Origin of the sequence: Streptomyces echinoruber (genome assembly GCF_014651135.1) — a bacterium.
In the GTDB taxonomy this organism is placed as follows: domain Bacteria; phylum Actinomycetota; class Actinomycetes; order Streptomycetales; family Streptomycetaceae; genus Streptomyces; species Streptomyces echinoruber.
Genome location: NZ_BMWH01000005.1, coordinates 308626 through 318688, shown reverse-complemented (window position 1 = coordinate 318688; position 10063 = coordinate 308626). Strand labels below are relative to the sequence as shown.

At 72.0% G+C, this 10063-nt stretch carries 11 protein-coding genes; 3 read left to right on the top strand and 8 right to left on the bottom strand.

Translation table 11 applies throughout. The annotated features are described in order from the left end of the window. The 6 genes from IE225_RS10445 to IE225_RS10420 form a co-directional block, all read right to left on the bottom strand. Nucleotides 1–436 (bottom strand): hypothetical protein (locus tag IE225_RS10445; RefSeq protein ID WP_190057103.1); only part of this gene is annotated, 436 nt, incomplete at its 3' end. Nucleotides 437–609: 173 nt separating this feature from the next. After that, on the bottom strand, nt 610–1128 hold the full coding sequence (locus IE225_RS10440; protein ID WP_190057102.1) for a hypothetical protein: 519 nt from the start codon (nt 1126–1128) through the stop codon (nt 610–612). A 171-nt stretch (nt 1129–1299) separates the two neighbouring features. Beyond that, on the bottom strand, nt 1300–3255 hold the full coding sequence (locus IE225_RS10435; protein ID WP_190057101.1) for an APC family permease: 1956 nt from the start codon (nt 3253–3255) through the stop codon (nt 1300–1302). Nucleotides 3256–3767: 512 nt separating this feature from the next. Next, nucleotides 3768–4019 (bottom strand): hypothetical protein, encoded by a 252-nt coding sequence (locus tag IE225_RS10430; RefSeq protein ID WP_190057100.1) that lies wholly within the window; start codon nt 4017–4019, stop codon nt 3768–3770. A gap of 27 nt (nt 4020–4046) precedes the next feature. After that, complete coding sequence (locus IE225_RS10425; protein WP_190057099.1) at nt 4047–5126, bottom strand: hypothetical protein; 1080 nt, start codon at nt 5124–5126, stop codon at nt 4047–4049. A gap of 160 nt (nt 5127–5286) precedes the next feature. Further along, on the bottom strand, nt 5287–5589 hold the full coding sequence (locus IE225_RS10420; protein WP_190057137.1) for a ferredoxin reductase domain-containing protein: 303 nt from the start codon (nt 5587–5589) through the stop codon (nt 5287–5289). Nucleotides 5590–5713: 124 nt separating this feature from the next. Here IE225_RS10420 and IE225_RS10415 point away from each other — a divergent pair, with 124 nt between their 5' ends. Continuing rightward, complete coding sequence (locus IE225_RS10415) at nt 5714–6310, top strand: hypothetical protein (RefSeq protein WP_190057098.1); 597 nt, start codon at nt 5714–5716, stop codon at nt 6308–6310. Nucleotides 6311–6491: 181 nt separating this feature from the next. Further along, nucleotides 6492–6761, top strand: a complete 270-nt coding sequence (locus tag IE225_RS10410; protein ID WP_190057097.1) for a hypothetical protein — start codon at nt 6492–6494, stop codon at nt 6759–6761. 69 nt (nt 6762–6830) lie between these two features. Here the strand turns inward: IE225_RS10410 and IE225_RS10405 are convergent, their stop codons facing one another. Next, entirely contained in the window at nt 6831–7283 is a 453-nt protein-coding gene (locus IE225_RS10405) for a DUF4383 domain-containing protein (RefSeq protein ID WP_190057096.1), read from the bottom strand. A gap of 447 nt (nt 7284–7730) precedes the next feature. Here IE225_RS10405 and IE225_RS10400 point away from each other — a divergent pair, with 447 nt between their 5' ends. Then, a complete protein-coding gene (locus tag IE225_RS10400) occupies nt 7731–9020 on the top strand; it encodes a glycoside hydrolase family 16 protein (protein ID WP_190057095.1) in 1290 nt (429 codons plus the stop codon). Nucleotides 9021–9254: 234 nt separating this feature from the next. Here IE225_RS10400 and IE225_RS10395 read toward each other — a convergent pair whose 3' ends face one another. Then, nucleotides 9255–9968 (bottom strand): DUF5324 family protein, encoded by a 714-nt coding sequence (locus IE225_RS10395; protein ID WP_190057094.1) that lies wholly within the window; start codon nt 9966–9968, stop codon nt 9255–9257. Between the last annotated feature and the right edge of the window lie 95 nt (nt 9969–10063).

Genomic DNA, 10063 nt, shown 5'->3' with positions numbered 1-10063 from the left:
GCGCGCCGAGCCACGCGGTGATGCGCTGCCAGGCCTGCGTGACCTGCCGGGCCTCGATCTCCTCCAGGGAGACGGCGCTCCGACGACAACCGTCGCCGGGCACATCCAAGGTGCGGTGAGCCTCCTCGGCCTGGCGGGCAGCTGGTAACACGGACTCCGTCATGGCGCCATTCTGTGCACCGGAGAGGGCGTCGGCGGAAGGTGTGCGCTCCCTGGCCGGGAATCGCCCCTCGCGCGGCTCGCGTCCGGATGGCCTGCCGACGGTCGGTTGGAGCGGCACTGCGGCGGCGCCGACGCGCCGACGAGCCGACGCGCCGACGAGCCGACGCGCCGACGAGCCGACGCGTATGCGTGCAGCAAGTTCTCTCTCGCCGCGTTCACCTTCGACCTGGCCGACGAACTGCAGGCGACCGGTGTGCACGTCGACTGCGCGCACGTCGCCGGTGTGCCTCCGACGAACTTCATGGACGCGCATCAGACGCACGAGGCGGGCCTCACCCCGTGGACGTCCGCGGCTGCCGGTGTGGAGCCGGGTTCGACCTCGCGATCGGCCGGGGCGGTGGCGAGGACCGCGTGTCTGCGCCCGTGACGTCTTCGTGGGGCCAGGGGTCAGGAGAGTCCCGACGCCCGGAGCACCGCCAGCGTCGTCTCGTCGTCGATGCGGTGGCCCAGCCGGTCCAGGACGTCCGTGCCGTGGCGCAGCGTGCCGTGCTCCAGGGCGCGGTGGACGCCCGTGTCGAGTTCGTGCCAGAGCAGGGGGTTGGCCTCCAGGGTCCGGGGATCGAGCTCCAGGCGGTGGCCGTGGACGTCCTGCAGGACTAGGTGGGAGGAGACGCCTTCGTACTGCCGTACGGTCGTCACCACGTCCGTGTGGACGACGCGCCGGCGCCAGGGGGTGCGTACCGCCAGCCAGCCGGGTCCCGCGCTCACCCGTGGCGGCAGCAGGACGACGAACACCGCGGCCGACAGGAGGGACCAGAGCAGGGCGCGCAGGGGGGTGAGGCTTCCCGCGTCCCAGTCGACCAGGAGGCTCATGGCGCAGAAGACCAGGGCGCAGACCGCCGCGAACCGGACGCTGCCACGCCAGTGGCGGTCGCCGGCCGGGTTCGCCGGTCCGCTTCGTCGCATACCGCCGACGCTAGGCGGCCGTACGAGGTGCGGCGACCGGTGTTGACGGGGGCTTGACGCCGCACCGGCGAATCCTGACGGGATCCTGACGCGGTCGCCGGAGTGTTCAGCCGGAGGGCTCGACTGAAGTGCCGGACTGGAGGGCTGGACTGGAGTGCTCGACCGAAGTGCTCAGCCGGTGTGCACGCGCGGACGGCGGGCGCGGTCCGGTTCCGCCTCGCGCAGCACCTCGCGGGTGACCGGGGCGACCTCGCCCTGGCCGAAGAGGAAGAAGCGCAGGAAGTTGGCGAGCGGGTTGCCCTCGGTCCACTCGAAGTAGATGTGCGGGATGCAGCCGGTCGTGTCGCGGATGTGCAGGAGGAGGGCGGCGAGGGCGTTGGGGATGGAGGCGGACTCCAGGGTCAGTACGCGGTAGCGGTTGTGCAGCACCTCGCCGTGCACGGTCAGGCCCGCCTCGAACTCGGAGGGGTCGGTGACCGTGACCTCGACGAAGATGAAGTCCTCCTGTTCGGGCAGCTCGTTGTCGGCGCGTATCTGCTCGATCTTGTCGCGGTACTCGGCCTTGTCGCGGGGGCCCGGTTTGTTGGCGATGAGGCGGATGCGGCGGTGGGCCATGTCCCGGACGAACCGCTCCGCCAGCGGGTCGAGCGTCACGCTGGTCACGCGCAGCTCGAAGGAGCGGGCCAGCCGGGACAGCAGCGAGATCAGGATGATGCCCGCGATGAAGCAGGCGCCGATCTTCACACCGTCCGGGCGTTCGATGACGTTCGCGACGGTCGTGTAGAGGAACACCACCGAGATCACCCCGAAGGCGATGGTCCAGTTGCGCTGCCCGGCCTTGTGCGCGGCGATGGTCACCGCGATGGCGGCGGAGCTGATCAGCACGAGCACACCGGTGGCGTAGGCGCCGCCCTGCGCGTTGACGTCGGCGTCGAAGATCCAGGTGACCAGGAAGGCGATCAGGGTGAAGACGATGACCATCGGGCGGACGGCGCGGGCCCAGTGCGGGGCCATGCCGTAGCGGGGCAGGTAGCGCGGCATCAGGTTGAGCAGGCCGGCCATGGCGGAGGCGCCGGCGAACCACAGGATGGCGATGGTCGAGGCGTCGTAGACGGTGCCGAAGCCGCTGCCCAGGTACTCGTGCGCGAGGTAGGCGAGCGCGCGGCCGTTGGCCTGGCCGCCCGTCTTGAACTCCTTCTCCGGGATCAGCACCGTGGTGATGAAGCTGGTGGTGATCAAAAAGCCGCTCATGATGAGGGCGGCCGTGGTCAGCAGCTTCCTGGTGTCGCGGATACGGCCTGTGGGGTGTTCCTCGGTGTCGCCGTCGTCGCCCCGGACGTGCGGCATGACCGCGACGCCGGTCTCGAAGCCGGACAGGCCGAGGGCGAGCTTCGGGAAGACGAGCAGGGATACGCCGATCATGGCGAGGACGTTGCCGTGTTCCGTCGTCAGGGCACTGGTCCAGTCGGCGACCAGGTGCTCGGCGGTGACGACGTGCCACAGGCCGGTGATCACGACGACGAGGTTGAGCGCGAGGTAGGTGCCGACCAGGGCGACCGCGACCCCGATCGCCTCCAGGAAGCCCTTGAGGAAGACCGCGCCGAGCAGCGCCACGAGGAACAGCGTGATCAGCATCTGGTGGCTGTGGAGCACGCCGGTCAGGTGTGGGTTCTCCACCAGGTGGGTGGACGCGTCCGCCGCGGAGAGGGTGATGGTGATCAGGAAGTCGGTGGCCGCGAAGCCCAGCAGGGTCAGGACGAAGAGCTTGCCCTGCCAGAACGACAGCAGCCGTTCCAGCATCGCGATGGAACCCTCGCCGTGCGGGCTCTCCTGGGCCACCCGGCGGTAGACCGGCAGGGCGCCGGCCAGGGTGACCACGACCAGCACGATCGTCGCGATCGGCGACAGCAGGCCGGCCGCCAGGGCCGCGATGCCCGGCTGGTAGCCGAGGGTCGAGAAGTAGTCGACACCGGTCAGGCACATCACCCGGTACCAGCGTTGGCCCTGGTGCGGGGGTTCGGGCGCGGCATGGGGGCCGGGGTGGCCACCGTGCCTGCCCATGTCGGACAGCCCCTCCAGCATCCACGTCCGCAGGCGGCCCGGCGGCGGGTGTTCGGTGGCGACCATCGACGTGCTCTCCTGACGTGCAGCTCAGCGAGGGGTTCCGGCCATCACGCGGACGGACGGCACCAGCGTAAGCAGAGAGTGACGCATGAGCCCCTGGAGGGAGGCTCCGCGCGCGTCAGGAACCCGTTGAGGACTGCCGTAACCCGTTGAGGACTGCCGCAACCTGTTGAGGACTGCCGCAACCTGTTGAGGACTGCCGCAACCTGTTGAGGACTGCCGCGACCCGTTGAGGACTGCCGCGCGTGCAGGTCCGTGACCCGTCGAAGGGAAACCGGCTGTCCTGCGGTGTGCCCCGTCCCGACCATGGTCGGCGTCCTCTGCCCGCTGGTCCGCCGACCGGGTGGAGAAGGCGGTCGGGGACCACGCCGGGCGGCGGCCTCACCAGGGTGCTCTCCGTGCCGACGGCACCGCGGCGGCACCCGCAGCGGCCGGACCTGCCGGCGGCGGCCGCGCCCTGAGGCCGGTGCCGGCAGGTCCCGGGGCCACAGGCATCCGGCGGCACGGCGGCCCCGTCACGCGTCCGTGCCGCCGGTGCCGCCCCGTCCGTCCTCCGGCTTTCCGGTGAGCCGGGTGGCGAGGCGGTGGACGACGGTGACGTCGTGGTATTCCTGGCCGGGGACGACCCGGTCGGGAAGGCGGATCCGGTCGCTGCGGCTCATCGACTCCCGCTCCCCGGTGCCGGGGAAGCGGACGGCCGTGCGGGGTTCCTCCGCGAAGCGGAGACGCTCGGAGCGGACCGTCGACCGGAACGAGATGTCCCACATCGGGGCCTGCGCTCCCGCGCCTTCCGTTCAGGGCGGCTCCTCCCGCTCCTCGGCGGTGCGGCGGCGAGTGGGCCGCGGCGGCGGCTTCTCGCTCCCCGCGCGCACCCGGCGCGTGCGGGTGCCGCTCTGGCTCCGGACGGTCCGGCCCCGCTCCCCGGCCGCGGGCCTGCGCGCCGCGCTCCGTCCGGAAGGCTCGGTGCGGTGTGGGGTGCCGCCCGCCGTGTCCGGGGTGTCCGGGACGTCCGCGACGGCGCGGCCGCTCGTCCGTGCCGTCTCGCCCGCCGTTTCCGTCGCGCCCGCCGCCTTCCCGACGACGCTTCCTGCGGTGCTGCCGGCCTCCTCGCCGGCCTTTCCGACGGCCCGGCCCGCCTCACCGCCGACGTCCTCCACCGCCTGCCCGGCGCCACTGCCGACGTCCTGGACGACCCTTCCGGCTCCCCGGCCGACCTCCCTCGCCGCCGAGCCGGCGCCGCGGCCCACCTCCCGTACGGCGGTCCCGGCTCCCCGGCCGACGTCTTGGACGGCCCTTCCGGCACCCGCCCCCAGGCCGCCGACGGCCTGACGGGCCCCGCCGCCGACGTCCTGCGCGGCGGATCCGACCCCCCGCGCCAACTCGTGCAGTATCTCCGGGTTGCGGTCGAGCGTGGTGAGCACCCGGTTGATGATCAGTGCGACGTTGTCGAGACGTACCCTGAGCTGGGCCTGCGCCTCCACCCCCGCGATGCCCAGGTGCACCCGGCCGAGTGTGACGTCGGCTCCCACGTTCAGCTTCAGCAGGTCCAGCACCTCGGCCCGCAGCGAGACGTGCGCGCGCAGGTCCTCGACGTCCAGGTCGATCTCGTCGACCTTCAGCACGGGAACGTCGAGAAAGACGTCGGGACTCGCGTCGGCCGGCACACGCCCGGCGGCCGTCCCGCCTCCGGGGACGACGGCGGCCGCGTGGGTGGTGTCCGCGCCCTCCGCGCCGTGGGATTCCGGCTCCCCGGCGTGCGGCTCGGGCGCGGTGTGCTCGCCGGTGTCCCCGGCGTCGGGGTCGGCGTCGGGTCCGCCGTCGTACCGGTCACGCTCCTCGAGGGGGCGCTCGTCGTCCTCGGCGTTGCCGTGCATCACCGCGCCTCCACGAGTTCGCGTACGTTATGCCCATTTTGATCCGATATGGGGACCGGTGCGCGGTCAGGACCGTCCGTGGTGGGTGACGGAGCCGGCCGGGCGGAGGCGTGAAAGACGGCGACCGTGCGGCCGGTGCGGGCGATGCGGCCGGTGGTGGTCAGGCCACGTCGGCCTGCCGCAGGTCGGGGCCGAAGACCTCGTACTGGATGTCGTGCGGGGCGATCCCGCGCTCGATCAGCCGGCTGCGGACGGCCTGCGTGAACGGCAGCGGCCCGCACAGGTGGTACAGGGCGTCGTCGGGGAGGTCGACGGCGGTGAGGTCCATCAGCCCCCCGAAGACCCCGTTCACCGATTCGAGGCTGCGCGCGTCCTTCTCGTCCCACAGGTACATCCGCGCGGCCCGCAGCGCCGCCGAGGCCGCGGCCGCGCGCCCTCCGCCGCGTTCCAGGGGCTGCCGCACCGACGGCCGACAGCCCCTCACCCGTTTGTACCGGCCGTGCTGGCCGGTGCGTGCGGTGTCGACAAGCCTGGTGACCGCGTACCCGAAGCGCGCGTCTTCGGGCGGAGGGAATCGGAGGATGGCGATGTCAGAGCGCAACACGGTGCTGCGCAGCCTGCACGACCTGGGGCTGGCGGCATGGTTCGGCGGATCGCTGATGGGCGCCGTCGGGTTGAACGGCGCGGTGCGCGAGAAGGGCGTACCGGAGGTGACCCGCAGGCAGGTGGAGAGCACGGGCTGGGCGAAATGGACGCCGGTCAACGCCGCGGCGATCGGCATACACCTGGTGGGGGGCGCCGGTCTGCTCCGGGCGAACGCCGGACGTGTCGTGGGACAGCGGGGCGTGGGCGCCTCGACGCTGGCCAAGACGGTGCTCACCGGTGCGGCGCTGGCGGCGACCGCCTACAGCCGCGTCCTCGGCAAGAAGGTCGAGCAGGTCTCGTCCACGGCCGGCGACGAGAACAGCACCGGCCCGGCGGCGGACCTGAACGAGGTGCAGGAGTCGCGCCGCAAGCTGACGCTCCTGCAGTGGGCGGTGCCCGCCCTGACCGGCGGGCTGCTCGTCCTCAACGCGCTGCACGGGGAGCAGCAGCGCCCGGGGGAGCAGTCGCGCGGCATGCTGCAGCGGGCCATGGGACCGCTGCAGCACTTGGTCGACAAGGAGCACTCCCCCCGCTGCTGACGACCGGCATCCGTCCCCGAAGCCGGCGGAACGCGGCAGTGCGCCGCCCCCGGCCCCGGAACCCGTCGTCCAGGCGCACGCCGCCCGGGTGACCCGGCCGAGCGGCCGGGTACGGCGGCGTGCCGCACCGGCAGGCAAGACCGGTGCCCGCTCGACACCGCTCACAGGAGGCGTTCTTCCCATGGCCAAGGTTCAGCAGCCCGTCACCGACGACAGCATCAAGGTCCGCCAGGTCAACCACTACCAGTTCAGCTGGGTCGCCGGGGAGGCCGCCCGGCGCGGCACCTTCACCCTGCAACTGGTCCTGGACGAAGGCGCCTGGGAGGAGGTCCTCACCCTGGACGCCGACGACGCCGACGTCCTGCAGGACCTGCTGAAGAACACCGGGACCGTGAACTACGACGTCGGCCGCCGCACGCTGATGTTCGGCGTCACCCCCACCGGCTCCTGAACGCCCCCACCGGCTCCTGAACGCCCCCGCCGGCTCCTGAACGCCCCCGCCGCCGGCGGCCGGACGGTGTCACGGACCGGGGCGTGCGGTACGGCGGCGGCCGAGGAGGAGGGCCAGGCCGATCATGCCGATGCCGAGGACGAAGTGCAGCCAGTCGTCGGCGGTGTTCAGCGGCACGAAGTTGGCGTCGCTGGTGTGTCCGACGGCCAGGCCGTAGATCCACAGCACGAGGTATACGGCCCCGCCGCCCAGCAGGTACGCGTAGGCGCCGGAGGCGGTGCGGGCCAGTGCCAGGCCGGCGATGCCGAAGGCCAGGTGCACCAGGTTGTGCAGGATGGAGACCTGGAAGACGCCCAGGAGCTTGGCGCCGGAGGTGTGCGAGGCGAATTCCATCGCGTCGTAGTCGGTGGTGACGCCGGGGACGAAGCCCAGCACGCCCACCAGGAGGAAGACGGCGCCGACCAGCATGGCCGCCTGCTGGACGGGGGTGCGCGTCGTCATGGGTCGTGCATGTGTGGTCATGGCGGTGTCCTCGCCGTCTGGCGATCGGTGAGCCGGTTCTCCGGCTCACCGGGTCGAGTACCACGCCGAGGCCGGGTCGGCACTCGCCGTGAGCATGCTGTCGTGGCGGTCCGCCCGCAGCCCGCGCGCGGCCCACCGCGCAGATCTGCCGCGTACGGCGCGCGACGAGGCGGCCGGGACCCGACCCGGTGGCTTAAGCCTGGTTTAAAAGTGAATTAAGTAATCGTCCCTGCTCCCTAACCTTCTGGAATAACCGCAGCTCAAAGCCGTTCGGCTGGGCGAGCGACCGGTTTGCCGGGGCGTTGGTTGTCCGTAGCATCGGCCCGCAACGGCACCGTCCGGTGCGGTCCCGGGGGGACGCACCGGACGGACGTGGCTGTCATGGGCCTGACGTACCCACCCGGTCGGGCAGGCTCCGGATCCCCCACAGACAAGGTGTGTTCACTCATGGCTGCTCATCGCGCACGCCGGTGGTCACTCGGCGGGCTGGCCCTGCTGGTCTCCACCGCGGCCGCCGCGGCGCTCGCCTTCACCACGGCGGGCCCCTCCGTCCACCGGGCGAACGCCGCCACCACCGCGGTCACCTGGTCCGACGACTTCAACGGCGCGGCCGGCAGCGCCCCCGACCCGGCCAAGTGGACCCTGGAGACCGGCGGCTCGGGCAACGGCAACCACGAGCTGCAGTACTACACGAACAGCACGAGCAACGCCGCCCTCGACGGCAACGGCAACCTGGTCATCACCGCCCGCAAGAACACCGACCCCGGGCTGCAGTGCTGGTACGGCACCTGCCAGTACACCAGCGCCCGCCTCAACACCGCGCGGACCTTCACCCAGAAGTACGGCCACTTCGAGGCCCGCATCAAGGTGCCCCGGGGGCAGGGCATGTGGCCGGCGTTCTGGATGCTCGGCGACAACCTGGGCAGCGCCGGCTGGCCCAACAGCGGCGAGATCGACATCATGGAGAACGTCGGCAAGGAGCCCGGCACCGTCCACGGCACCATCCACGGCCCGGGCTACTCCGGCAGCGGCGGCATCGGCGCCGCCTACACCCTCCCCGGCGGCAAGTCCTTCGCCGACGACTTCCACGTCTTCGCCGTCGACTGGAGCCCCGAGAAGATCACCTGGTCGGTCGACGGACAGGCCTACGAGACCCGCACCCCGGCCGACCTGAACGGCAACAAGTGGGTCTACGACCACCCGTTCTTCCTCATCCTCAACCTCGCCGTCGGCGGCGACTGGCCGGGCAGCCCGGACGGGAACACCTCCTTCCCGCAGACGATGACCATCGACTACGTGCGCGTCTCCACCTCCGACACCGGAAACGGCAACGGCGGCACCGGTGGCACCGGTGGCACCACCGGCGCGATCAAGGGCATCGGCGGCATGTGCGTCGACGTCGCCGGCGCCTCGACCGCCGACGGGACCCCCATCCAGCTGCACAACTGCACCGGCGTCGACGCCCAGAAGTGGACCCTCGGCACCGACGGCACCGTCCGCGCCCTCGGCAAGTGCCTCGACGTCCGCGGCGGCTCCACCGCGGACGGCACCCCCGTCCAGCTCTACACCTGCAACGGCTCCAAGGCCCAGCAGTGGACCTACACCGCCGCGCACGACCTGACCAACGTCGGCGCCGACAAGTGCCTGGACGCCACGGGCAACTCCTCCGCCGACGGCACCCGGCTGCAGATCTGGACCTGCACCGGCGCCGCCAACCAGAAGTGGACCGTCGGCTGACCGGCCGCCCCTGAGCCACCTCGCGCCGGCCCGCACGCGAAGCCCCGCGCGCGAGGCCCCACAGGCAAGCCCCGCGCGAGAAGCAGCGAGAAAAACCGAGGGGGCCGCACGACATCGTCGTGCGGCCCCCTTCCGCGCCATCACGCCATCACGCCATCACGCAAGCACGCGATCAGAAGAGCGGCGGACAGGAGGGTGGGAACACGGACCGCGGCGGCACCGCAACGCTGGAACTCAGCGCTGCTCGTCCCCGCCCTCCGACTCCCGCTCGGCCTCCTTCGCCTCCACCTCGGGATCCAGAACCGCCTGACCGCTGCCGTCCACCGAGGTCAGACGGTCGGACTCGGGCACCTCCGTCGCGGCCGGCGGCTCCACCAGCCAGTCCGGGTTGGCCTGCTTGTCCCACCACTTCCAGGCGGCGTAGGCAGCACCGGCGGTGACGGTGAAGACCATCGCCAGCTTCGCGATCCGGCCGGCCCGCGCCCGCCGGCGCTGCCGCCGCAGCAGCTTCTCGATCTGCTGCGGCGTGACCTGACCGCGCAGCGCGGCCAGGGCCGCGGTACTGCGCGCCACGGCCTCCTCCTTCATCGGGCCGGCCGCGGCCACCGCCTGCTCGATCCTCGGCCGCGAGTACACGGCCGCCTGCCGGGCGGCCTTGCGCGTACGGGCGGCCGCCTCATGAGCCACCTGGTCGACCTTCGGCGGCACATGCGAAAGCGCCTGCGCCCGCGCCTGCTCCAGCCGCGGAGCCACCCGGGCGCCGTACTGCACGCGGGCCTGTTCGGCGGCCTGCGACACCTTCGGCGCGAGCCGTACGCGCGCCTCCTGAGCGTAGTGCGCGGCCCTCTCCTTGGCCGTGTCGGCGTAGGGCGCCACCACTTCCGCGGCGTGCAGCACGCTCTCCTTCGCCGAACCGGTCGCGGCGCGCACGCTGTCCATGCGGGTCACGGTTCCTCCTCCTCGGTGGCGTACGGTATTTCGACTTTCCACCCTTTTACGGATCATGCCTGCCGACACCCTGCCGGGCATGCGCGGACGGGCAT

Bases quoted from the DNA above. Each gene is read 5' to 3' on its own strand.
- IE225_RS10440 (WP_190057102.1), bottom strand. From the start codon at position 1,128: ATGCGACGAAGCGGACCGGCGAACCCGGCCGGCGACCGCCACTGGCGT.
- IE225_RS10435 (WP_190057101.1), bottom strand. From the start codon at position 3,255: ATGGTCGCCACCGAACACCCGCCGCCGGGCCGCCTGCGGACGTGGATG.
- IE225_RS10430 (WP_190057100.1), bottom strand. From the start codon at position 4,019: ATGTGGGACATCTCGTTCCGGTCGACGGTCCGCTCCGAGCGTCTCCGC.
- IE225_RS10425 (WP_190057099.1), bottom strand. From the start codon at position 5,126: ATGCACGGCAACGCCGAGGACGACGAGCGCCCCCTCGAGGAGCGTGAC.
- IE225_RS10415 (WP_190057098.1), top strand. From the start codon at position 5,714: ATGTCAGAGCGCAACACGGTGCTGCGCAGCCTGCACGACCTGGGGCTG.
- IE225_RS10410 (WP_190057097.1), top strand. From the start codon at position 6,492: ATGGCCAAGGTTCAGCAGCCCGTCACCGACGACAGCATCAAGGTCCGC.
- IE225_RS10405 (WP_190057096.1), bottom strand. From the start codon at position 7,283: ATGACCACACATGCACGACCCATGACGACGCGCACCCCCGTCCAGCAG.
- IE225_RS10400 (WP_190057095.1), top strand. From the start codon at position 7,731: ATGGCTGCTCATCGCGCACGCCGGTGGTCACTCGGCGGGCTGGCCCTG.